The organism is Streptomyces sp. NPDC053755 (assembly GCF_040677675.1).
GTDB lineage: Bacteria > Actinomycetota > Actinomycetes > Streptomycetales > Streptomycetaceae > Streptomyces.
Genome location: NZ_JBFASK010000008.1, coordinates 180535 through 204133, shown reverse-complemented (window position 1 = coordinate 204133; position 23599 = coordinate 180535). Strand labels below are relative to the sequence as shown.

Sequence of the window (23599 nt, the reverse complement as noted above, 5' to 3'; positions counted from 1 at the left end):
CCCGCGACGCCTGGCACGCACGCTCGCCGCGTTGTCGGATCGTCCGAGTACGTCCCGTACGAGGGCGACCCTCCGCCTTGCGACCGCACGGACCAGACGCCGCGCGGGTCGTCTCGCACCCCTCCCGTGAACGCGGCCCCGCCCGCTTCGAGGCCCCCGGGATCACCCTCCGCCCCCGGCCGGCGGGCCGCCGACGCGGTGGGCGGACCGGCCCGGGCCGGGGGGCCTCATGCCCCGCTCCCGGGCGCCGCCTCGCCGGGTGCCCGGCACCAGGCCGGGTCCGGGCGCGGTACCTTCGGCCCCTGCCCCATCCCATCCCGTTCCGCAGAGTGGAGTCAGACGTGAGCGTCAGCGTCAGGACGTCGACCGACGGAGCCGACCCCTTCGGTACCGCCCGGCTGCGGCGGGGCGTGCTCGATGCCTGGGGGGCCGGGCCCGCCCGGTTCCGGGAGGACGCCAACGCCGAGGAGGACCTCGCCCTCGGCGGCTACCGCGACCGGCTCGTCGTCGAGCTCGCCCAGAACGCCGCCGACGCCGCCCGCCGTGCCGGTGTGACCGGTCGCCTCCGGCTCACCCTCCACCCCGCGGGCCCCGACGCCCCCGCCGTCCTGGCCGCCGCCAACACCGGTGCCGCGCTCGACGCGACCGGCGTCGAGTCGCTGTCCACCCTGCGCGCCTCCGCCAAGCGGGAGAACGACACCGGCGCCGTCGGCCGCTTCGGCGTCGGCTTCGCCGCCGTCCTCGCCGTCAGCGACGAGCCCGCCGTCCTCGGCCGCCACGGCGGTGTCCGCTGGTCCCTCGCCGAGGCCCGAGAGCTGGCCGCCGAAGCCGCGCGGCACAGTCCCGGCCTCGGGGACGAGCTGCGGCGCCGCGACGGCCACGTGCCCCTGCTGCGCCTCCCGCTGCCCGCCGAGGGCACCGCCCCCGAGGGCTACGACACCGTCGTCGTGCTCCCGCTGCGCGACTCCGCCGCCGTCGACCTCGCCGAGCGGCTCCTGGGCTCCATCGACGACGCCCTGCTCCTCACCCTGCCCGGCCTCGCCGAGATCGTGGTGGACACCCCCGACGGCGTACGGACCCTCACGCGCTCCGAGCACGAGGGGTACGTCCATGTCGACGACAGCGCCGCCCAGGGCACGCACCGCTGGCGGACCGTCAGCCACGGCGGCCCGCTCGACCCCGCCCTCCTCAAGGGCCGGCCCGTCGAGGAACGGCTGCGCCCGCACTGGTCGGTGACGTGGGCCGTGCCGGTGGACGGGGAAGGGGCGCCGAGGTTCCCCCGTACCGCCCCCGTCGTCCACGCGCCCACCCCCACCGACGAGCCGCTCGGCCTGCCCGCCCTCCTGATCGCGTCGCTGCCGCTGGACACCGCCCGCCGCCACCCCGCGCCCGGGCCGCTCACCGACTTCCTCGTGGAGCGCGCGGCGGACGCCTACGCCGAACTCCTCGGCGGCTGGCAGCCGGTGACGGTCGCCGCGATCGACCTCGTGCCGGGGCCGCTCGGCAAGGGCGCCCTGGACGGTGAGCTGCGGGCGGCGATCCTGCGACGCCTGCCGCGCGTGGCGTTCCTGGCGCCCGCGGCGCCCTCGGAGGAGCTGCCCGCGCTGCGGCCCCTGGAGGCCGAGGTCGTGGAGGGGGCGGGCGCCGAGACGGTCGCCGTCCTCGCGGAGGTCTTCCCGGCCCTGCTGCCGGCCGGCCTGGAGCGGCGGCCGGAGCTGCGGACCCTCGGCGTCGGCCGGGTGCCGCTGACCGAGGCGATCGACCGGCTCGCGGGGGTGGACCGGGCGCCGTCGTGGTGGTGGCGGCTGTACGACTCCCTGGCGGGCGTGGACCCGGACCGGCTGACCGGCCTGCCGGTCCCGCTGGCGGGCGCGGCCGGGGAGCCCTCCGTGTTCGGCGGGGACCCGGAGGAGCCGGCGGCGGCCGCCCGGACCCGTACGACCATCGGGCCCCGTCACGTCCTGCTGCCGCAGGACCGTACGCCCGCCGACCTCACCCGGCTCGGTCTCAAGGTGGCGCACCCGGACGCGGCGCACCCGCTCCTGGAGAAGCTCGGCGCGCTGCCCGCCACGCCCCGGGCGGTCCTGACCACCCCGCAGGTCAGGGCGGCGGTCGCCGCGTCCCTGGACGCGGGGGAGATCTGGGACGAGGACGCCGACGCCCTGGACGCGGAGGAGCTGGCCGAGACGGTGCTGGCGCTCGTCCGGGACGCGGAGCTGGAGCCGGGCGACGAGCCGTGGCTGGGCGCGCTGGCGCTGCCCGACGAGGACGGCGAGCCGGCGCCCGCCGGTGAACTGGTCCTGCCCGGAAGCGCCTTCGCCGCGGTGATGCGGGAGGACGAGCTGGCCCTGTGCGACGCCGAGCTGGCCGAACGCTGGGGCGAGCAGCCGCTGGCCGCCTGCGGGGTGCTCGCGAACTTCACCCTGGTCCGGGCCACCGACCTGGTCCTCGACCCGGACGAACTGGAGCCGCGGGAGGGGGACTTCGCGGAGCCGGACGACGCCGGGCTGCTCGACGCGGTCGACGTGTGGTGCGAGGACGTCCTCGACCGGCTTCCGGACTCCCCGGTCCCGCCGGTGGCGACGGAGATCGTCGCCGTCCGGGACCTCGACCTCGTGGACGACGACGCCTGGCCGCAGGCGCTGGCCCTGCTCGCCCGGCCGCCGCTGCGGGACGCGCTCACCCAGCCCGTACGGGTGCTGCTGCCGGACGGGACGACGGAGACGGTCCGGTCGTACACCGCGTGGTGGCTGCGCGACCATCCCGTCCTGGACGGCCGCCGCCCCGCCGGTCTGCGGGCGGCGGGCACCGACCCGCTCCTCGCCGGACTGTACGACTCCGCCGACGCGACCGGGTTCGAGGACGAGCAGGTCCTGCGGGCGCTGGGGGTGCGCACCTCGGTCGCCGCGCTCCTGGAAGAGCCGGGCGGGGCGGCCGAGCTGCTGTCCCGCCTCGCGGACCCGGAGCGCGAGGTGACCGGCGCCCAGCTGCACGCCCTCTACACGGCGCTCGCCGACCTGGACCCCGAGCAGGTCACCCTCCCGGACGAGCTGCGCGCGGTCGTGGACGGCTCCCTGGTGGTGGTGGACGCCTCCGAGGCCCTGGTGGCCGACGCCCCCGACCTGCTGCCGCTCGCCGGGGACCTGCCGCTGCTGCCGGTCTCGCCGTCCCGTGCGGCCGACCTGGCGGAGCTGCTCCAGGTCCGGCGCCTGAGCGAGACGGTGGAGGCGGAGGTCACGTCGGTCGGCGAGGAACACGACGTCCCGTCCTCGGTGCACGCCCTTCTCGGTCCGGCCACCCCGGACTCGTACGTCGAGCACGAGGAGCTGCGCGCCGGGGGCGTGGAGCTGGACTGGCGCCGGACCCCGGACGGCGTCATCCACGCCGCCACCCTGGAGGGCGTCGCCGCGGGCCTCGCCTGGGCGGCGGGCCAGTGGCCCCGCCGCTTCGAGGTGGCCGCCCTCCTGGAGGACCCGTCCCGCACGGCGGAACTGGCCCGGGACCGCTGGTTCGACTGACGCCCGCCCCGGGACGGCGAGGGCCCCGGCCGCGACGCGCGACCGGAGGGCCCTCGCCGTCCCGTACGGCCGAGGGCGACTCCCGTACGGCCGAGGGCGCGGGAGTCCCGTCCGGTCTACGCCGGGAACCTCCGGTCCACCCACCGCCAGGCGAACTCCAGGACCGCCGCTCCCGTCGCCGCCACCGCGACCGCCGTCCAGGGCATCGTCACTCCCACCAGCTTCAGCGCGAAGAAGTCCTGGAGCCAGGGGACGACGAGCACGAGCAGGAAGCATCCGCCCATCGCGGCGACCAGGCACAGGCGCCACCAGGTATAGGGGCGGGCGATGATCGCGAGGACCCACATGGAGACCAGGAAGAGGGTCAGGGTCGCCGCGCTCGTCTCGGCGTCGAGGGCGCCGGGGCCGGCGTAGTGGGAGCGGGCGAGCAGGTAGGTGGTGAAGGTGGCCGCCGCCGCGACGATGCCGCCGGGGACGGCGTACCGCATCACCCGTTTCACGAAGTGCGGCCTGGCGCGCTCCTTGTTGGGGGCGAGTGCGAGGAAGAACGCGGGGACGCCGATGGTGAGGGTGGACAGCAGGGTCAGGTGCCGCGGCAGGAAGGGGTACTCGACCTGCGAGCAGACCACCAGGACGGCGAGGAGCACGGAGTAGACGGTCTTCGTGAGGAAGAGGGTCGCCACCCGGGTGATGTTGCCGATGACCCGGCGGCCCTCGGCCACCACCGAGGGCAGGGTGGCGAAGGAGTTGTTCAGCAGCACGATCTGGGCGACGGCCCGGGTCGCCTCCGAGCCCGATCCCATGGAGACGCCGATGTCGGCGTCCTTGAGCGCGAGGACGTCGTTGACGCCGTCGCCGGTCATGGCGACCGTGTGCCCGCGGGACTGGAGCGCGCCGACCATGTCCCGCTTCTGCTGCGGGGTGACCCGGCCGAAGACGGCTCCCTCGTCGAGGACCTTCGCCATCTCCTCGCGCTCGGCGGGCAGCCGGCGGGCGTCGACGGTGTGCGCCGCGCCGGGCAGGCCCAGCTTCTGGGCGACGGCGCCGACGGAGACGGCGTTGTCGCCGGAGATGACCTTGGCGGCGACGTCCTGGTCGGCGAAGTAGGCGAGCGTGTCGGCCGCGTCGGGCCGCAGCCGCTGTTCGAGGACGACGAGGGCGGTGGGCCGGGCCTCGCGGGCGACGTCGGGCGCGTCGAGGTCGCGGGTCGTGCGGGCGAGGAGAAGGACGCGCAGGCCCTGTTCGTTGAGGTGGTCGATGTCGGCGAGCGCCGGGTCGTCGGCGGCGAGGAGCACGTCGGGGGCGCCGAGCAGCCAGGCGGAGCTCTCGCCGCCGCCCTCGCTGAAGGCGGCGCCGCTGTACTTGCGGGCGGAGGAGAAGGGCAGCGCCTGGGTGCAGCGCCACTCCTCCGCGTCGGGGTAGGCGTCGATGACGGCCTGGAGCGAGGCGTTGGGGCGCGGGTCGGACTCCCCGAAGGCGCCCAGGACCTTGCGGACGTACGCCTCGTCGGCGCCGCCCAGCGGGCGCAGCTCGGTGACGTCCATGCCGCCCTCGGTGAGGGTGCCGGTCTTGTCGAGGCAGACGACGTCGACGCGGGCGAGGCCCTCGATGGCGGGCAGTTCCTGGACGAGGCACTGCTTGCGGCCGAGCCGGATCACGCCGATCGCGAAGGCCACGGACGTGAGCAGGACGAGCCCCTCGGGGATCATCGGGACGATGCCGCCGACGGTCCGGGCGACGGAGTCCTTGAGGTCGGTGTCCTTGACCACGAGCTGGCTGATGACGAGCCCGAGCGCGGTCGGGATCATCATCCAGGTCACGTACTTGAGGATGGTGGAGATTCCGGAGCGCAGCTCGGAGTGGACGAGGGTGAAGCGGGAGGCCTCCTCGGCGAGCTGGGCGGCGTACGCCTCGCGGCCGACCTTGGTGGCGGTGAACGCGCCGCCGCCCGCCACCACGAACGAGCCCGACATCACCGGGTCGCCGGGTTTCTTCACGACGGGGTCGGCCTCGCCGGTCAGCAGCGACTCGTCGATCTCCAGGTTGTCGGCCTCGGCCACCTCCCCGTCGACGACGGCCTTGTCGCCGGGGCCGAGTTCGATCAGGTCGCCGAGGACGATCTCGGAGGTGGAGACCGCGGCGGTGACGCCGTCGCGCCGGACGGTGGGTTTGGCCTCGCCGATGACGGCCAGTCCGTCCAGGGTCTTCTTGGCGCGCAGCTCCTGGATGATGCCGATGCCCGTGTTGGCGACGATCACGAAGCCGAAGAGGCTGTCCTGGATCGGTGCGACGCAGAGCATGATCACCCAGAGGACGCCGATGATCGCGTTGAACCGGGTGAAGACGTTGCCGCGGACGATGTCGGCCGTGGAGCGGCTGGAGCGGACGGGTACGTCGTTGACCTCGCCGCGGGCGACGCGCTCGGCGACCTCGGCGGAGGTGAGGCCGGCGACGCGGTGGACGACGGGGGGTTCGGCGGTCGTGCCCTCGACGCCGTCCGTATCGATCTTCGCCCGCTGAGTCATGTTCTCGACGTTACGACCGGAAGGAGTCGTTCACCCGCCGAAGGGACGGAAGATCGGACCGGAGGAGGACCGGAATGGTCCCGGGGTACTACGGGAGGACCCGGAGGGGCTGACGGGAGCGCCCGGGGCCCGCGGTGCTACGGGAGGTCCCCGGGGGCCTGCGCGGGCTCCGCTTCCCGGGCCGCGGCCTCGGCCCGCCGGATGGCCGCCTCGCGCCGGCGGACGTACCAGATGCCGATCAGGCCGAGTCCCGCACCGGCCAGGCAGGTCCACACCCACCAGGCGGCGTCCCGGTCGTCGAACCAGCCGTAGAAGGGGACCTGCACCAGGAACAGGACGAACCAGAGGATCGTGCCGCCGGTGATGGTGGCGACGACCGGCCCCTCCAGGGGGTCGGGTGCCTCGTGCTTCGGGATCCACTTCGCCATGCGGCCAGTCTAGGCGGCGGGCCTCCCGGGTCGTCCGGGTCGGTCCGCCGACGTGGCTCCGGCGGCCTCGGCCCCGTCCTCCGGCCTGGCTCCGGAGCTCCCGGCCCCGTCCGCCGAGGTGGGTCCGGGGCGTCGACACGGGGGTCTACGCGCGGAGATGGACGCCCGCTCGTTCATGTGTTCATACTGAAACGGTTTGCCTCTGGCGGGTTTCTCTCGTATGAACCGCCAATTGATCCCGAAGAGGAACCCCCGATGAGCAGTACGGCCGCCGCCAAGGCCTCCGCCCCCGAGCCCGGTACCCCCCAGGGGCCCCTCTCCGGCTTCGACCGCTTCTTCAAGATCTCCGAGCGCGGCTCGACCGTCGCCCGCGAGGTCCGCGGCGGCTTCGCCACCTTCTTCGCGATGGCCTACATCATCGTGCTGAACCCGATCATCCTCGGCAGCGCCAAGGACATGTACGGGCACCAGCTCGACGGCGGCCAGCTGGTCACCGCGACCGTGCTCACCGCAGCCTTCTCGACGCTCCTCATGGGCGTCATCGGCAACGTCCCGATCGCCCTCGCGGCCGGCCTCGGCGTCAACACGGTCGTCGCGCTCCAGCTCGCGCCCCGGATGTCCTGGCCTGACGCCATGGGCATGGTCGTCCTCGCCGGCATCGTGGTGATGCTGCTGGTCGCGACGGGCCTGCGCGAGCGGGTGATGAACGCCGTCCCGACAGGGCTGCGCAAGGGCATCGCGATCGGCATCGGCCTCTTCATCATGCTGATCGGGCTCGTCGACTCGGGCTTCGTCTCCCGCGTGCCCGACGCCGCGCAGACCACGGTCCCGCTCCAGCTCGGCGCCGACGGCCACCTCACCGGCTGGCCGGTCCTGGTCTTCGTCCTCGGCACCCTGCTGACCCTCGCGCTGATCATCCGCAAGGTCCCCGGCGCGATCCTGATCTCCATCGTCGTGATGACGCTCGTCGCGATGGTGATCAACGCCGTCGCCACCGTCCCGTCCTGGGGCCTGACCACCCCGACCTGGCCCGGCAACCCGGTGGCCTCGCCCGACTTCGGCCTGGTCGGCGAGGTGAGCCTCTTCGGCGGCTTCGACAAGGTCGGCATGCTGACCGGCGTCCTCTTCGTCTTCACCGTGCTGCTGTCCTGCTTCTTCGACGCGATGGGCACCATCCTCGGCGTCGGCGACGAGGCCAAGCTGATGGACGAGGACGGCAACTTCCCCGGCATCAACAAGGTGCTCCTCGTGGACGGCCTGGCGGTCGCCTCCGGCGGTGCCACCTCGTCCTCCGCCACCACCTGCTTCGTGGAGTCCACGGCGGGCGTCGGCGAGGGTGCGCGCACGGGCCTCGCCTCGGTGGTGACCGGTGCGCTGTTCTCGGTGGCGCTGTTCCTCACGCCGCTGGCGACCATGGTCCCGTCCCAGGCGGCGACGCCCGCGCTGCTCGCGGTCGGCTTCCTGATCATGGCGGGATCGGTCAGGGACATCGACTGGAGCGACTTCACCATCGCGGTGCCGGCGTTCCTGGCCATGGTGATGATGCCGTTCACGTACTCCATCACGAACGGCATCGGCATCGGCTTCATCGCCTTCAGCGTGCTGCGTCTCGCGGCCGGCCGGGGCCGCGAGGTCCCGGTGGCGATGTACGTCGTGTCGGCGGTCTTCGTCTTCTACTACGCGATGCCGGCGCTCGGCCTCACGTAGCGGCCGCTTCCGCGGGGCCTCCAGGGCTCGCGGTGCGCGGGTCCGCGGCTCACGTGGGCCCGGTCACCCCGTAGAACTTCTCCGTCTCGTCGACGGCGGTCTGGAACCGCTCGTCGAAGTCGTCGCGAATGAGCGTCCGGACCACATAGTCCTGGACGCTCATTCCGCGTTTGGCGGCATGTCCCCTGAGCCGGTCGAGCAGCTCACCGTCGATGCGCAGGCTGAGCACTGTCGATCCCATGCCCGCCAGGGTCGCGGCAGGGACCGGCCCGCTGCGTCGCTTTCCGTAGGCATCTCACTCGTTCGGGTGATGCATACGGGTCTCGCCCTTCCCATTGGTACTTAGCCAGAGTAATGAGTTAGTCTAAAGAACATGCCCGACCTGTCCCACGGCACCGCAGACGACGTCGCGGCCGTGAACGCGCTTCGCTCCTCCGTCATGCGGCTGAGCCGACGCCTCAAGCACCAGCGCGTCGACGAGTCACTGAGCCCGACCGAGATGTCGGTGCTCGGCACGCTGTCGCTCTGCGGCTCCGCCACGCCCGGCGAGCTGGCCCGCAAGGAACACGTCCAGCCGCCGTCGATGACCCGCATCGTGGCGCTGCTCGAAGCCAAGGGCCTGGTCAGGCTGGAGCCCCACCCCGACGACCGGCGCCAGAAGGTCGTCAGCCAGACCGAGCGCGCCGAGGCGATGCTCGAGGAGTCCCGCCGCAAGCGGAACGCCTGGCTGGCCACCCTCGCCGAGGGCCTCGACGAGGACGAGTGGGCCACGCTGCGTGCCGCCGCCCCCGTCCTGGAGAAGCTCGCCCACATGACGCCCCTTCCCCGCGGGTAGTCGCCCGACCGCCCCGCCACCGACGCCGAGGAGGCGACGCGCTTTGAGTACGGGACCCGGAGCAGACTCCGCACCCGTCCACCCCACCGACAGCGACACCCCCGAGAACCGCGGAACGTTCTCCTCCCTCAAGATCCGCAACTACCGCCTCTTCTTCACCGGCGCCATCGTCTCCAACACCGGCACGTGGATGGCCCGGATCACCCAGGACTGGCTGGTGCTCAGCCTCACCGGCTCCTCGGCGGCCGTCGGCATCACCACGGCGCTGCAGTTCCTGCCGATGCTGCTCTTCGGCCTGTACGGCGGTGTCATCGCCGACCGCTACCCCAAGCGCCTCATCCTTCTGTTCAGCCAGGCCGCCCTCGGCCTCTGCGGACTCTCGCTCGCCGTCCTGACCCTCTCCGGCCACGTCCAGGTGTGGCACGTCTACCTCGTCGCCTTCCTCCTCGGCATGGTCACCGTCGTCGACAGCCCGGCCCGCCAGACCTTCGTCTCCGAGATGGTCGGTCCCGACCAGCTGCGCAACGCCGTCTCCCTGAACTCCGCGAACTTCCAGTCCGCCCGGCTCATCGGCCCGGCCGTCGCGGGCGTCCTCATCGCCACCGTCGGCAGCGGCTGGTCGTTCCTGCTCAACGGACTCTTCTTCCTCGGCCCGCTCACCGGCCTCCTGCTGATGCGGCCGGGAGAGTTCCACGAGGTCGCGCGCGCCCCCCGGGGCAAGGGGCAGCTGCGCGAGGGGCTGCGGTACGTGGCCGGGCGGCCGGACCTCATGTGGCCGATCGTCCTCGTGGGCTTCGTCGGCACCTTCGGCTTCAACTTCCCGATCTGGCTGACCGCCTTCGCCGACGACGTCTACCACGTGGGCGCGGGGACGTACGGCTTCCTCAACACGCTGATGGCGGCCGGCTCCCTCGCGGGCGCCCTGCTCGCGGCCCGGCGCGGCAGCTCGCGTCTGCGGATGGTGGTCGGCGCGGCGATGGCCTTCGGGCTCCTGGAGATCGCGGCGGCCCTCTCCCCGTCGTTCTGGCTCTTCGCCCTGCTGCTCGTCCCGATCGGCATGGTCGGCCTGACCGTCAACGTCACCGCGAACTCGGCCGTCCAGCTGGCGACGGACCCCGTCATGCGGGGCCGTGTGATGAGCCTGTACATGATGATCTTCGTCGGAGGCACCCCGATCGGGGCCCCGCTGCTCGGCTGGGTGACCGACACCTACGGCGCCCGGGCAGGCTTCGCGACCGGCGGGCTGGTCAGCCTGACGGCGGCCGTCGTCATCGCCCTGATCCTGGCGAAGATCGGCGGCCTGAGGATGTCGTTCGCGTGGCGCCGCGGCCACCCGCGGGTCCGCGTCGTGGCCCGCGAGGCCCGCGAGCGCCTGGCCACGGCGGCGTGATCGGGGCGAGGGGCGAGGGGCCCGGGAGAAGCCCCTCACCCCTCCTCGCGCGCCCGCCGGTCAGACCCGGCGCTCCAGGACCTGGCCGCGCCACTCGCCCACCGTGAAGGGCTCCGTCGGCGTGAAGCCCTGGCTCTCGTAGTACGCCACCAGCCGCCCCTCGCTGCCCGCGAAGCAGTCGACCCGCAGCAGGGAGAGACCCTGCCGCCGCGTCTCCTCGGCCGCGTGCGCCAGCAGCGCCGCGCCGACGCCCCGCCCGTGGAAGCGGCCGTCGATCGTCAGCAGCCGGACGTACAGCTCCGGCTCCTCCACCCGCGCCACATGGGGACCGGGATGCGGCGTCAGCGTGAGCGTGCCCGCCGGGACACCGTCGATCTCGGCGATCCACGGGCTGCCCTCCAGCACCGTCTCCTCGACCTGGCGCACCGCCTTCGGCCGCGCCGACCACGGCTCGGTGCCCCACTGGTCGGTGATGCCCTTGCCGTTCAGCCAGGCGACGGCGCTGTCGAGCATCGCGAGTATCGCGGGTACGTCGTCCGCCCCGCCCTTCCTGATTCGGATCTCCATCCGCCCGAGGGTAGGGCCTGCCTCCCCGGCCCCGCCCCGCATATCGACCGGTTCCCCGGGCCTGATCAGGGAGCCGGGCCCCGACCGCTGCCAGACTCTCCCCATGAGGCTCTTCGCTGCCGTACTGCCGCCCGGGAAAGCGACCGACGAGCTCGCCGGGGTGGTCGACCGCCTGGCCCACCTCCCCGGCGCCGACGCTCTGCGCTGGACCTCACGGCCCGGCTGGCACTTCACGCTCGCCTTCATGGGCGAGGTCGACGAGGAGCTGCTCCCCGACCTCCACGAGCGCCTCGCCCGCGCCGCCCACCGCACCGCGCCGTTCCCGCTGCGCCTCCACGGAGGCGGTCACTTCGGCCGGCGCGCCCTGTGGGTGGGGGCGGCCGGCGGTCTGGACGAGCTGCGGCTGCTGGCCGAGCGTGCCGACGCCGCCGCGCGGCGGGCGGGCGTGGCGATGGACGAGCACCGCCGCTACCAGGCGCACCTGACGATCGCCCGGGCCCGCGTGGACACGGACCTGCGCCCCTTCCTCGACGTGCTCGCCCCCTTCGAGGGCAGCCGCTGGCAGGTGGGGGAGCTGGCGCTCGTCCGCAGCCGTCTCCCGGTGAGCGGTGTGCCGGGAGAACAGCCGCGGTACGAGAAGGTCGGCGCCTGGCCGCTGGGCGGGGCGGGTTAACCTCGAGGGGTGGACCCCAAAACCCGTAACCGGATCATGGCCGGCGTACTCGTCCTGATGTTCGCGATCATCGCGGTGGCCTCCGTCGTGTGAGGCGGCCGGTCGACCGCGCCCGCCGCCCTGCCCGGGACCGGCGCGGTGGGCCCGGTGACCGGCTTCGCGTCCGGCCCGGTGACCGGCGCACCCGTCACCAGGCGAAGGCCTCCGGGGACGGCCCCGGGCCCGGGAAGATCTCGTCGAGACCGGCCCGCACCTCCTCCGAGAGCTCCAGCTCGACGGCCCGCAGCGCGCTCTGCAGCTGCTCGGCGGTGCGCGGGCCGACGATCGGGCCGGTCACGCCGGGCCGCGTGAGCAGCCAGGCCAGGGCCGCCTCGCCGGGCTCGATCCCGTGCTTGTCGAGCAGATCCTCGTACGCCTGCACCTGCGCGCGTACGGAGGTGTTGGCCAGCGCGTCCGCCGACCGCCCGGACGCCCGCCGCTTGCCCGTGCTCTCCTTCCTCAGGACGCCGCCGAGCAGGCCGCCGTGCAGCGGCGACCAGGGGATGACCCCGAGGCCGTACTCCTGCGCGGCCGGGATGACCTCCATCTCGGCGCGCCGCTCGGCGAGGTTGTAGAGGCACTGCTCGCTGACGAGGCCGACGGCGCCGCGCCGGGCGGCGGCCTCGTTGGCCTGGGCGATCTTGTAGCCGGGGAAGTTGGAGGAACCGGCGTAGAGGATCTTGCCCTGCTGGATCAGCACGTCGATCGCCTGCCAGATCTCCTCGAAGGGGGTCCGGCGGTCGATGTGGTGGAACTGGTAGATGTCGATGTAGTCGGTCCGCAGGCGCTTGAGGCTGGCCTCGACGGCCCGGCGGATGTTGACGGCGGAGAGCCGGTCGTGGTTCGGCCACACCTCCCCGTCGGCCGCCATGTTGCCGTAGACCTTGGTGGCGAGGACGGTCCGGTCGCGGCGGTCGCCGCCCTGGTCGAACCAGGTGCCGATGATCTCCTCGGTACGGCCCTTGTTCTCGCCCCAGCCGTAGACGTTGGCGGTGTCGAAGTAGTTGATCCCCGCGTCGAGCGCGGCGTCCATGATGGCGTGGCTGTCGGCCTCGTCGGTCTGCGGGCCGAAGTTCATCGTGCCGAGGACGAGTCGGCTGACCTTGAGTCCGGTGCGTCCGAGCTGCGTGTACTTCATGGACATACAGCCAAGGCGTTGGAGTGCGCTCGAAGCAAGGGTTTGATTTCGGCCGTATCGCTCCTCCGGGTGAGCCGGGCCTGGACGCGGCGAGTCCGTCCGTCCGGCGCGCTTCAATGCGGGCATGGGGCTGAGGAGCACGGCGTGCGCGGCGGTGGCGTTGCTGATGGCGGTGGTGGGGGGAGGGACCGGGGGCGCCGGACCGGAGCCCGGCCCGGGACCGCGGTCCGGTGCGGGTGCTCCGGTGCCGGCCGGGCCGGTGCCGGCGGCCTTCCTGGGCGACGCGTCGATCGGCGGCTACGGCATCGCCCCCGTCGAGGACGGCGCGCTGCTGTGCGTGCGGGCGCGGGAGAACCTTCCCGACGTGATCGAGGACCAGCTCGCCGATCAGTCGATCCTGCTCGACATCACGGCGGACGTGTCCTGCGCGGGCGCCCGGCTGAACCACGTCTGGGAGCCGCAGGACCTCGGCGGCGGCCTGAGCGCCGCCCCCCAGAAGCGTGCCCTGACGAAGGAGACCCGGCTGGTCGTCGTGGGCCTCGGCGCCGGCACGGCGGGCGTCGGACAGGTGCTCAAGCAGTGCTCCGCGCGCCTGCGCGGGACGGAGGGCTCGCTCCTTCCGGACGCCCCCGTGGACCCGGGGTCCCCGGCGGGCGAGTGCGCCGCGTACTTCGCCCGCGGCGCGGGCGCGGCCTGGCTGGAGGCGCGCTTCGAGGAGACCGGCAAGGACCTGGACAAGCTGTTCTCGGAGATCTCCAGCGAGTCCCCCTCGGCCGACGTCGTGCTCGTGGGCTATCCGCGGCTGGTCCCGAAGGACCGGGCGCTGTGCCGCACGGACCTCCCGGGGGGCGCCGACCGTCCGCTCGCGGACGTGCCGGAGGCCGCGTGGCCGCTGCTCGACGACACGGTCCAGGCCCGGCTGAACACCCTGATGGCCGAGAAGGCGAAGCGGCACGGCGCCCATTTCGTCGACCTCTACGCCGCGACGGGGTCGGCGACGGCCTGCGACGGGACGGGGCGGGCGGTGGGCGGCCTCCTGGAGCCGTCGCAGGTGACGCTGCACCACCAGACGTTCCCGTGGTTCCTGGGGGCGGACGAGACGGGCCGGGACGCGAACGGGGACACGGTCGCCCAGTCGATCGCGGCGATGTACGGGCGGGGGCCGGCCTAGGGCGGCGCCAGGGGTGCCGCCGCGAGGAAGGGACTCGGCGCGAGGAAGAACTCGGTGCGAGCAGGGGCCGGTGGGAGGGGGCGGCGTGCCGCCGGGCGCGCCAGGGTGGGCGCGGCGTCGGTCAGGTGCCGCCGAGCCAGCTCGTGGCGTCGAGGCGGTACGCCGTCTCCGGCGGCACGACGGTCCGCAGCGCGTTCTCCAGGTCCCCTACGCGCCCCGCGCCGAGGGCGTCCGTCCACTCCGCGCGCAGCCGGTCGAAGATCGCGGCCGAGCGCGCGAGGGCGTCGAAGCCGCGCGGGGTGAGCCGGACGAGCTTGCGGCGCGCGTCGGCGGGGTCGTCGGTGCGCTGGGCGTAGCCCAGGTCGAGGAGCCGGTCGACGGTCTTGCCCGCCGCCTGCTTGGAGACGCCGAGCCGCCGCCCGATCTCGCTGGCGGTCGCCCCGCCGGGGCCGATGGCCTGCATGGCGAAGCCGTAGGCCGGGCGTAGGCCGGGGTGGCCCTGACCGGCCAGCTCGGCGTGGAGCCGGTCGATGAGCGTGCGGAAGCCGGCGAAGAGGAGGAACGGCAGCTCGTACCCCTTGCCCTCTTCGACAACCTGGTTTACGTTTCTCTCCTCGGCATGGTCAACCATGTTGTCGATTCTACGTCCTCCCGCGCGCCGCCGCACGCTGCCCCCGCACGTCCTCCCGCGCGCCTCTCTCGCCCCGGTCCCTTCCTCTCGCCCTGGAGTCGCCTTGTTCACCGACCACACCGTGGAGACCGCCCCGCCCGCCGCCCGCCCCGCGATGGAGGCCGTGACCGCCGCCTGGGGTCACCTCCCGCAGGCGGTCGCCCGCATGGCGGAGTCCCCGCACACGCTCGACGGCTTCCTCGAACTGAGCGCGAAGTTCGAGTCCACGACCCTCGAACCGCACTCCCGCGAGACCGTCGTCCTCGCGGTCGCCCACCGCCACCAGTGCCATCTGTGCATCGCGCTGCACGAGAAGAAGCTGGCCGCTCTCGGCCCGGCGGAGCATCCCGAACGGCTGGCGGCGATACACCGCTTCACCTGTGCGGTGCTCGCCTCGTCCGGCGCGGTGGGCGACGACGAGCTGCACCGCTTCCTCCGGCACGGCTACGACCGCAGGAACGCCCTGGAGGTCGTCCTCGGCATCGGCGCGTACACCCTGTCCACCCTGGCGAACCGCCTCACAGGCTCGGCGTGAGACGGCCGTCGGCCCTCCGCTCGCCGCACGAAGGATCCGCCGTCATCCGGCCGGCGCTCGCGGGAACGGCTGGGCGGGCGGTCCTCAGCGGGTGGCGGCCGGCGCTCCGTACGGAGCGCCGAGGCCCCACGCCTGGTGCATGGCGTCCGCGAACGCGCCCGCCAGCTTGTGCTCGCCCGTCGGGCCGGGGTGCGTGCCGTCGTAGGTGTCCGCGCGGAGGTCGTACGACTCCGGGGTGGTGGCGAGCAGCAGCGGGGAGGCCGCCGTGTCCAGGTCGGCGACCGTCTTCGCGAGCAGTACGTTGAAGCGGTCGCACTCGGCGGCGAAGGGCGCGTCGGACTCGGCCCGGACGTTGGGGATGACCGGCATCAGGACGGCCTTGACGTGCGGGTTGGCCGCCCGGGCCGCTGCCACGAAGGCGCGGACACTGGCGGCGGTCTGATCGCTGTTCGTGTAGAAACCGAGGTCTATCAGGCCCAGGAAGACCAGCAGGACGTCCGCCCTCGTGGTGGTCACCGCCTCGCCGATCAGCGGCGCCATGTGCAGCCAGCCCTCGCCCCAGCCCGCCAGGTGGCGCCGGGCGGCGGCGGGGAACGCCGGATCGGCGTAGTCATGGGAGAGGGGCGCCCCGGCGGCCTTGTCGTACAGCTCGGTGCGCGGGCCGACGATCTCGTACGGTCCGCCGAACCCGGACTCCAGGTGCTGCCACATCCGGTAGCGCCACGTGCAGTCGCCGGCACTGCCAATCGTGCAACTGTCACCGACGAACATGAAACGCATGGCGCCCATCATCACCGACGGCGGCGGCGCCCTGCGACGTGATCCCCGACACGGCACCGGACCGACACGGCACGTCCCGCCTTCGGCCGGGACGTCCTCCCGTGTCGCGGAATGACCCCAGCCGGGCCCCAACTCCCTTTGCGTGTAACGAAATTGCCCTCCGCGAAGCGTGGTCGAGGGGTTACTGTCTCCCGCGTGCAACAGATCACCGAAGTGACACTGACCGCACGAAGAAGGGGAACCGTGCCGATAGCCACGGACAGAGCCACCGACGCCACCACCGGCAGGGACAAGCGCCGCCGCGCCGCGAGATGGACCACCTTCGCCGTCGCGCTGACGGTCGGGATCGGTGCCGGGGTGGCCTGGGCCGCCACCACCGACAACATCCATCCCACCGCCAACAACACGGGAACCTGCCACAACGACCCCGACGGCGGTGACGGCCAGATCAGCTGCCGCACCGACAACGCGGCCGTCAGCTACTACATGGACAGCGGCGGCGAGTACGAACTGGAGTCTCCCGACCGGACCGCCGTCCAGAGCACCATGAGCAACGACTACGGGCCCACGGACCTGACGATCTCGTACGACTCCTCGCCCGTCTTCAGCGGCGACGCGGAGACCGACATCGTCTACCAGGAGGGCTCGACCAACCTGTCCGACAGCTCGGACGGCGTCACCTGGTGCAACGACGCGGTGGACGGCAGCTCGTACGGCTGCGACCAGCAGTACATCCGTATCCGCGGGGCCGGCTACTACTCGCGCGGCCTCTCCTGCCACGAGACCGGTCACGCCATCGGCCTCGTCCACGGCCAGCAGGCGTCTCCCCGGCTCACCAACACGAACACGGCCCTCGGCTGCATGGTGACCCCCGTGGGTGACGGTGTCGGCCTCGGGGCCAACAACCGGGACAACATCAACTCCGTCTTCTAGGGGGAACCGTGAGACGCCGTACACGTATCGCGGCCGCCGGAGCGACGGCCGTCGTCACCGCGGTCGTCACCGCCGCAGTGACCGCCTCCCTGCTGACCGTCCCGGACGGACCCGCCGCGCAGGACCGGTCCGCCGACGGCGTGATCCTGGGCGAGGCCGCCGACCACCTGCCCAGCACGACCGCCGAGGACTGGGTCACCTACGCCGACCACGTCGTCGTGGTCTCCGCCGTCGCCGAACGGCGGCTCCCGCCCAGCCGCCAGGAGGTCGACCGCGGCGAGGGGGTCATCGGACGCCAGGTCACCCTGCGGATCGACAAGGTGCTGTGGTCCCGGAACGGCGCCACGCGACAGGCGCCGAAGACGTGGAACTACCACGCGTTCGGATGGCAGTTCCGCGACGGCGCCGTCGACGCCCCGCGGAAGATGGCCATGCACGAGCGGCCCCGTGTGGAGACGGGGCACTCCTACATCATGGCCATGGTCTGGGAGGAGGCCCGGTGCGCGCCGGGAGACGAGCCCGAGCCCGCACGCTGGCGCGGCCTCGGCGGAGGGTCCGAGATCCCCTACGACGCCGGGATCATCGGCAACGGCGAACTGGAGGGCCGCGCCCACCGGACGGCGAAGGCCGTCAAGGCGCCCGCAGCCGGCCCGGCGGCCGGCGCGAACGCCATCGCCGCCCTGGAGGACCGGCTGGCCGGCCAGGCCGCCGAACTGCTCGCCGCGGAGCTGAAGGCGGCCAAGCCGGTCGCGAAGAAGCGCTTCGCCGCCTCGGCGGCGACCGCCGGCTCCGGCTGCTGACCGCGGCGCGCGGCTCCGGCTGCCGACCGTGGCCTACGGCTCCGGCTGCTGACGGCCGCGGCGCGGCTCGGTCGACCGCGGCGCGCGGCCCGGTCCGAGGGCCGCGCCCACCGGCGCGGCCGCCCGGCCGCGGTTCCTGAGGCGACCACCGGCGCGAACGGCCCGTGGATGGCTCGTGGGCCCGCTGCCGGACCGTCCTCCGTGCGACGGCCGCCCCCGGTCACCCGGGGGCGGCCCCGTCGGCGCCCGTGGCAGGCTTGGGCCATGCGCTCGCTCCTGTACGCCTCCGGTGCCGCGGTCCTCCTCCTGCTCTCCGCGGCCGGCCCGGCCGGGGCCGCCGAGGCCGACCGGGACTTCACGGTCAAGGACGCCCGGATCACCGAGTCCAGCGGTCTCGCCGCCAGCCGCGCCCACCCCGGCGTCTACTGGACGCACAACGACCAGGACGCCCCGCTGATCTACGGCATCGACTCCCGTACCGGCGAGACCGTCGCGACGCTCACCATGAAGGGCGTCGGCACCCCCCGGGACATGGAGGCCGTCTCCGTCGGCCCCGACGGGGACATCTACGTCGGCGACATCGGCGACAACCTCGACGGCTCCTGGGACCACGTGTGGATCTACCGCTTCCCCGAGCCGAAGGAGCTGAAGGACCAGACCGTCCAGGCCAGGCAGTACGACGTGAAGTACGCCGACGGCGCCCGCAACGCCGAGGCGCTGATGGTCCATCCCGAAACCGGCCGGGTCTACATCGCCAGCAAGAACGAGGACGGCGGCGGCCTCTACGCCGGCCCCGAGCGGCTCTCCTCGGCCGGCACCAACGTCTTCCGGCGGATCGGCGAGGTGCCGTGGGTGACCGACGGGGCCTTCTCGCCGGACGGCGGGACGCTCGTCCTGCGCGGGTACTTCTCCGCCCGGGCCTACGGCTGGAAGGACGGCCGGATCGTGGGCGAGGGGGAGTCCGTGGGCGCGCCGTTCCAGGGGCAGGCGGAGTCGGTGACGTACACGAAGGACGGCTCGGCGCTGATGTTCGGCTCGGAGGGCAAGGACAGCCGGGTCGTGCGGGTCGAGGTGGGGAAGGCGGGCGGTCACCCGGCCCCGTCGGCCCCCGGAGGGGCCACCACCCCGCCCGGCGGCGGGGACGACGCGGGGAACGGCGAGGGCGGGACGAGCGGGCAGGAGAGCGAGCAGGGCGACTTCACGACCGGCGTGATCGTCCTCGGCCTCGCGACCGCCCTGGTCATCGGCGGAAAGCGTCTCCTGCGCCGGGGCTGACCGCCGCCGCCCCGGGGGGGAGCCGTCCTTCGCGTCGGGGCCGACCGCCGCCGACCTGCCCGCGTCGACCCGGAGCGCCCCCGGGTCGAGACTGGAAGGAGACCGGTCGCCGGGGACCGGAGGACCCGACGCCGGGACCGGACCGGTCGTGAGAGGCGTGGAGGAACCATGACCGGATTCACTCGCGAGGACACCCCCGTCGCCATGGAGGGCGGGGGACTGGACTTCCGTATGCGCGAGGCCGGAGGCGACATGACCGTCGCCTTCATCCACCTTCCGAAGGGCACCGACATGGGGCCGGCGCTCAAGGGGCTGGAAGGCGACCTCTGCCAGTGCCCCCACTGGGGCTATCTGCTGAGCGGCCGGATCAGGATGCGGACCGCCTCGGGCGAGGAGACCTACGAGGCGGGTCAGGCCTACTACTGGGGTCCCGGGCACGCGCCCGAGGCGCTGGAGGACGTCGACGTCGTGGAGTTCTCGCCGACCGTCGAGTTCAACGAGGTGATCGACCACGTGAAGGCCCAGTCCGGCTGAGCGCGCCCGGGTGAGGACGGGGGAGCGGGACACGGCGAGGGGCCCGGAGGCGTGTCACCGCCGGGCCCCTCGCCCTGAGAACCGCTAGAGCTTGTCGATCACGTAGTCGATGCAGGCCGTCAGCGCCTGTACGTCCGCCGGGTCGACCGCCGGGAACATCGCCACCCGCAGCTGGTTGCGTCCCAGCTTGCGGTACGGCTCGGTGTCCACGATGCCGTTGGCGCGCAGCGCCTTGGCGACCGCCGCCGCGTCGATCTCGTCGGAGAAGTCGATCGTGCCGATGACCTGCGAGCGCTTCGCCGGGTCCGTGACGAAGGGCGTCGCGTGCTTCGAGTCCTCGGCCCAGCCGTACAGGTTCTGCGACGACTCCTTCGTACGGGCCACGGCCCAGTCCAGACCACCCTGGCCGTTGATCCACTTCAGCTGCTCGTTGAGCAGGAAGAGGGTCGACAGGGCCGGGGTGTTGTACGTCTGGTTCTTCAGCGAGTTGTCGATCGCCGTCGGCAGGGAGAAGAACTCCGGGATGTGACGGCCGGACTCGTGGATCTTCTTCGCGCGCTCCAGGGCGGCCGGGGAGAACGCCGCGAGCCACAGACCGCCGTCGGCCGCGAAGGACTTCTGCGGGGCGAAGTAGTAGACGTCCGACTCGGTGATGTCGACCGGCAGGCCGCCCGCGCCGGAGGTCGCGTCGACCAGGACCAGCGCGCCTTCGTCGGCGCCGGCGACCCGCTTGACCGGGGCCGCGACACCGGTGGAGGTCTCGTTGTGGGTGAACGCGTAGACGTCGACGCCCGCCTCGGCCTTCGGCTCCGGGTGGGTGCCCGGGTCGGAGGAGATCACGGTCGGCTCGGCCAGCCAGGGGGCCAGCTTCGCGGCCTTCGCGAACTTGGAGGAGAACTCGCCGAAGGTGAGGTGCTGCGACTTCGACTCGATCAGCCCGTGGGTCGCGATGTCCCAGAAGGCGGTCGAGCCGCCGTTGCCCAGGATCACCTCGTAGCCCTCGGGCAGCGAGAGGAGGTCACGCACTCCGGCACGTACCTCGCCGACCAGGTTCTTGACCGGGGCCTGGCGGTGGGACGTGCCGAGGAGAGAGGTGCCGGTGGCGGCCAGGGCGTCCAGCGCCTCCGTACGCACCTTGGAGGGGCCCGCGCCGAAACGGCCGTCGGCGGGCTTGATGTCAGCGGGAATCCGGATCTCAGCCACGAGACGGAGCGTATCCGGTCGGAAGGGCCGCGTCAGACGATGTCCGCCGGATGAGACGGCGGATGAGACGACGAGTGGTCCATCCTGACCTGGTGGGAAGAGACGAAGGACTGGAAGCGGCGCTCCGCGTCGCCGTCGCCGGAGACGTCGACTTCGGCACCACCGCGCGTGCCCTGACGACGATGGACGCGTCCAACTACCGCCGGGTACCGCTCGGGGTGGTCGCCCCCCGCGACGCGGCGGACGTGGCGGCGGCCCTGTCCCTGTGCCGGGACTTCGGCGTTCCGGTGGTCGCGCGCGGCGGCGGCACCTCCATCGCCGGACAGGCGACCGGCACCGGCGTCGTGCTCGACTTCACCCGCCACATGCGCGCCGTCGTCTCCCTGGACCCCGAGGCCCGGACGGCCGTCGTCCAGCCGGGGCTCGTCCTCGACCGGCTGCGGGAGGCGGCCCGCCCGCACGGGCTCACCTTCGGACCCGACCCGTCCACCCACAGCCGTTGCACCCTCGGCGGGATGATCGGCAACAACGCCTGCGGGGCGCACTCGGTGGCCTGGGGAACCACCGCCGACAACGTCCGGGAGCTCGACGTCCTCACCTACGGCGGGACAGCGCTGCGCCTCGGCCGGGACTGGCGGGGCGCGCCGGACGGTCTGCGGGACCTGATCGGGGCGCACCTGGCGGCGCTGCGGACCGGCTATCCGGACGGTCTGCCCCGCCGGATCTCCGGCTACGCGCTCGACGCGCTGCTGCCGGAGCGGGGCGCGGACGTGGCCCGGTCGTTCTGCGGGAGCGAGGGCACGCTGGGGGTGCTGACCCAGGCGACCGTGCGGCTGGTGGAGGCGCCGGCCTCGCCCGTGCTGGCCGTCCTCGGGTACGCCGACGAGAGCGCGGCGGCCGACGCGGCGGCGGGGCTCCTCGCGCACGGCCCGCTGACGGTGGAGGGGATGGCCGCCGACCTGGTGCGGGACCCGGTCGGGCTGCCCAGGGGCGGGGCGTGGCTCTTCGTCGAGATGGACGGGGAGCCGGCGGCGCGGTCCCTGGTCCGGGCGGCGGACGCCCTGGACGCGGCGGTGGTGACGGATCCGGCCGGGCAGCGCACGCTGTGGCGGATCCGCGAGGACGCCGCCGGAACGGCGACCCGGATGCCCGACGGGACGGCGGCCTGGCCGGGGTGGGAGGACTGCGCGGTGCCACCCGCCCGCCTGGGGTCGTATCTGCGCGCGTTCCGGGCCCTGCTGAAGGAGTACGGGCTGCGCGGGACGCCGTACGGGCACTTCGGTGACGGCTGCGTCCACGTCCGCGTCGACTTCGACCTGTGGACGGGGGCGGGCGTCGGGCGGTTCCGGGAGTTCTCGGAGGCGGTCGCGGACCTGGTGGTCGCGCACGGCGGCTCGCTGTCGGGGGAGCACGGGGACGGGCAGGCGCGGGCCGAACTGCTGCCGCGGATGTACGGCCCGGGCCTCGTCCGGCTCTTCGGCGAGGTCAAGGACCTGTGGGACCCGGACGGCGGTCTGAACCCGGGCACGCTGGTGCGGCCGGCCCGGCTGGACGAGAACCTCCGCTTCACCGGTCTGCCCGTGGTCGTCCCCGAGGTCGTCCGCTGTGTGGGGGTCGCCAAGTGCCGGGTGGAGGGGCCGAGCACGGGGCCGGGCGTCATGTGTCCCTCGTTCCGCGCGACGGGGGAGGAGCGGCACTCGACCCGGGGACGGGCCAGGCTGCTGCACGAGATGGCCCTCGGGGAGGTCGTCACGGACGGCTGGCGTTCGGAGGAGGTGCGGGAGGCGCTGGATCTGTGCCTGTCGTGCAAGGGGTGCAGGAGCGACTGCCCGGTGGGCGTCGACATGGCCGCGTACAAGGCGGAGTTCCTCGACCGCTACTACGAAGGGCGGCGCAGGCCGCGGGCGCATCTGTCGATGGGCCGGCTGCCGGAGTGGCTGCGCTGGTTCGGGCCGGCCCTGAACATCGGGCGGATGCTGCCCTTCGCCGCCCGCCTGGCGGGCTCCGCCCCCGAACGGCCGCTGCCGAGGGTGGCCGCCCGGAGCTTCGTCTCCTGGTTCGGGGCGAGGCTCGGACCGTCGTCGGACGTGCTGCTGTGGCCCGACACGTTCACCAACCACCTGGCGCCGCGGGTCGGCAAGGCGGCGGTACGGGTCCTGGGCGCGGCGGGCGTCGGTGTGGGCCTGCCGCCGGGACGGGTCTGCTGCGGCCTGACCTACGTCTCGACCGGCCAGCTGGACCGCGCCCGGGCGACGATGCGACGGACCCTGGACGTGATGGACCCGGTGCTCGGGGCGCCGGTCGTCGTCCTGGAGCCGTCCTGTGCCGCGGCCCTGCGCACGGACCTGCCGGAGCTGCTGCCGGACGACCCGCGCGCGGCCCGGCTCGCCTCGTCCGTACGGACCTTCGCCCAGGCCCTGGAGGAGTTCGCGCCCGGCTGGGAGCCCCCGCGGCTCGACCGGCGCGTCGTCGGGCAGACCCACTGCCACCAGCACGCGGTGCTCGGCGACTCGGCCGAGCGTGTGCTGCGCCGACGGGCGGGGCTCGTGGGCGAGTTGAGCGGGGGCTGCTGCGGTCTGGCGGGCAACTTCGGCTTCGAGCCGGGCCACTACGAGGTGTCCGTGGCGTGCGCCGAGGACCAGCTCCTGCCCGCGCTCCGGACGGCGGCGGCGGACGGCGGGGACGCCGTCGTCCTCGCCGACGGCTTCTCCTGCCGCACCCAGATCGGCCACCTGACCGACCACCGGGCCCGCCACCTGGCGGAGGTCCTGGCGGAGGCGCTGACCTCCGGCGAGGAGGAGGGGCGGTAGGACGGGGGCGGCGGGCCCCGGGGGCCGACGGGAGTCCCGGGCCGGGCCGTGCCCGGGGCGGCCACGGG

At 73.5% G+C, this 23599-nt stretch carries 20 protein-coding genes; 12 read left to right on the top strand and 8 right to left on the bottom strand.

The features are described 5' to 3' along the window. Positions 1-329: 329 nt before the first annotated feature. A complete protein-coding gene (locus AB0K65_RS11670) occupies positions 330-3518 on the top strand; it encodes a molecular chaperone Hsp90 (protein ID WP_365715599.1) in 3189 nt (1062 codons plus the stop codon). A 116-nt stretch (positions 3519-3634) separates the two neighbouring features. On the opposite strand, the gene AB0K65_RS11665 is transcribed toward AB0K65_RS11670, so the two are convergent. Continuing rightward, positions 3635-6043 carry an HAD-IC family P-type ATPase gene (locus AB0K65_RS11665; RefSeq protein ID WP_365715598.1) on the bottom strand — a complete coding sequence of 803 codons (2409 nt, stop codon included), beginning with the start codon at positions 6041-6043 and terminating at the stop codon, positions 3635-3637. A gap of 137 nt (positions 6044-6180) precedes the next feature. Then, positions 6181-6471, bottom strand: a complete 291-nt coding sequence (locus tag AB0K65_RS11660) for a DUF2530 domain-containing protein (RefSeq protein ID WP_365715597.1) — start codon at positions 6469-6471, stop codon at positions 6181-6183. Between the two features lie 255 nt (positions 6472-6726). Here AB0K65_RS11660 and AB0K65_RS11655 point away from each other — a divergent pair, with 255 nt between their 5' ends. Then, entirely contained in the window at positions 6727-8178 is a 1452-nt protein-coding gene (locus AB0K65_RS11655) for an NCS2 family permease (RefSeq protein WP_365715596.1), read from the top strand. 49 nt (positions 8179-8227) lie between these two features. On the opposite strand, the gene AB0K65_RS11650 is transcribed toward AB0K65_RS11655, so the two are convergent. Next, positions 8228-8419, bottom strand: coding sequence for a ribbon-helix-helix protein, CopG family (locus AB0K65_RS11650; protein ID WP_365715595.1), 192 nt, complete (start codon positions 8417-8419; stop codon positions 8228-8230). Positions 8420-8551: 132 nt separating this feature from the next. Between AB0K65_RS11650 and AB0K65_RS11645 the strand changes: the two genes are divergently transcribed. Further along, positions 8552-9013 carry a MarR family transcriptional regulator gene (locus AB0K65_RS11645; protein WP_365715594.1) on the top strand — a complete coding sequence of 154 codons (462 nt, stop codon included), beginning with the start codon at positions 8552-8554 and terminating at the stop codon, positions 9011-9013. A gap of 43 nt (positions 9014-9056) precedes the next feature. Then, positions 9057-10403, top strand: coding sequence for an MFS transporter (locus AB0K65_RS11640; RefSeq protein WP_365715593.1), 1347 nt, complete (start codon positions 9057-9059; stop codon positions 10401-10403). 60 nt (positions 10404-10463) lie between these two features. Here the strand turns inward: AB0K65_RS11640 and AB0K65_RS11635 are convergent, their stop codons facing one another. Further along, entirely contained in the window at positions 10464-10970 is a 507-nt protein-coding gene (locus tag AB0K65_RS11635; RefSeq protein WP_365715592.1) for a GNAT family N-acetyltransferase, read from the bottom strand. Positions 10971-11073: 103 nt separating this feature from the next. Between AB0K65_RS11635 and thpR the strand changes: the two genes are divergently transcribed. Then, on the top strand, positions 11074-11643 hold the full coding sequence (gene thpR, locus AB0K65_RS11630; protein ID WP_365715591.1) for an RNA 2',3'-cyclic phosphodiesterase: 570 nt from the start codon (positions 11074-11076) through the stop codon (positions 11641-11643). Between the two features lie 187 nt (positions 11644-11830). On the opposite strand, the gene AB0K65_RS11625 is transcribed toward thpR, so the two are convergent. Continuing rightward, the gene (locus AB0K65_RS11625; RefSeq protein WP_365715589.1) at positions 11831-12820 is read right to left on the bottom strand and encodes an aldo/keto reductase; all 990 of its coding nucleotides are present in this window, start codon (positions 12818-12820) and stop codon (positions 11831-11833) included. A 124-nt stretch (positions 12821-12944) separates the two neighbouring features. On the opposite strand from AB0K65_RS11625, the gene AB0K65_RS11620 reads away from it, so the two are divergent. Continuing rightward, the gene (locus AB0K65_RS11620; RefSeq protein WP_365715588.1) at positions 12945-13991 is read left to right on the top strand and encodes an SGNH/GDSL hydrolase family protein; all 1047 of its coding nucleotides are present in this window, start codon (positions 12945-12947) and stop codon (positions 13989-13991) included. A gap of 121 nt (positions 13992-14112) precedes the next feature. Here AB0K65_RS11620 and AB0K65_RS11615 read toward each other — a convergent pair whose 3' ends face one another. After that, complete coding sequence (locus tag AB0K65_RS11615) at positions 14113-14622, bottom strand: MarR family transcriptional regulator (RefSeq protein WP_365715587.1); 510 nt, start codon at positions 14620-14622, stop codon at positions 14113-14115. Between the two features lie 103 nt (positions 14623-14725). On the opposite strand from AB0K65_RS11615, the gene AB0K65_RS11610 reads away from it, so the two are divergent. Then, positions 14726-15196 (top strand): carboxymuconolactone decarboxylase, encoded by a 471-nt coding sequence (locus AB0K65_RS11610; protein WP_365715586.1) that lies wholly within the window; start codon positions 14726-14728, stop codon positions 15194-15196. Positions 15197-15280: 84 nt separating this feature from the next. On the opposite strand, the gene AB0K65_RS11605 is transcribed toward AB0K65_RS11610, so the two are convergent. Further along, positions 15281-15976, bottom strand: coding sequence for a GDSL-type esterase/lipase family protein (locus AB0K65_RS11605; protein WP_365715585.1), 696 nt, complete (start codon positions 15974-15976; stop codon positions 15281-15283). Positions 15977-16219: 243 nt separating this feature from the next. Here AB0K65_RS11605 and AB0K65_RS11600 point away from each other — a divergent pair, with 243 nt between their 5' ends. The 4 genes from AB0K65_RS11600 (at position 16220) to AB0K65_RS11585 (ending at position 19518) form a co-directional block, all read left to right on the top strand. After that, complete coding sequence (locus AB0K65_RS11600; protein ID WP_365715584.1) at positions 16220-16909, top strand: hypothetical protein; 690 nt, start codon at positions 16220-16222, stop codon at positions 16907-16909. A gap of 8 nt (positions 16910-16917) precedes the next feature. Then, positions 16918-17709: a hypothetical protein gene (locus tag AB0K65_RS11595; protein WP_365715583.1), complete on the top strand. Its 792-nt coding sequence runs from the start codon at positions 16918-16920 to the stop codon at positions 17707-17709. A 264-nt stretch (positions 17710-17973) separates the two neighbouring features. Beyond that, positions 17974-18984, top strand: coding sequence for a WD40 repeat domain-containing protein (locus AB0K65_RS11590; protein ID WP_365715582.1), 1011 nt, complete (start codon positions 17974-17976; stop codon positions 18982-18984). Between the two features lie 168 nt (positions 18985-19152). Beyond that, positions 19153-19518, top strand: a complete 366-nt coding sequence (locus tag AB0K65_RS11585; protein WP_365715581.1) for a hypothetical protein — start codon at positions 19153-19155, stop codon at positions 19516-19518. Positions 19519-19602: 84 nt separating this feature from the next. Here the strand turns inward: AB0K65_RS11585 and serC are convergent, their stop codons facing one another. Next, positions 19603-20721 (bottom strand): phosphoserine transaminase, encoded by a 1119-nt coding sequence (gene serC, locus AB0K65_RS11580; protein WP_365715580.1) that lies wholly within the window; start codon positions 20719-20721, stop codon positions 19603-19605. Positions 20722-20783: 62 nt separating this feature from the next. Here serC and AB0K65_RS11575 point away from each other — a divergent pair, with 62 nt between their 5' ends. Continuing rightward, positions 20784-23531 (top strand): FAD-binding and (Fe-S)-binding domain-containing protein, encoded by a 2748-nt coding sequence (locus AB0K65_RS11575; RefSeq protein ID WP_365715579.1) that lies wholly within the window; start codon positions 20784-20786, stop codon positions 23529-23531. Positions 23532-23599: the final 68 nt, after the last annotated feature.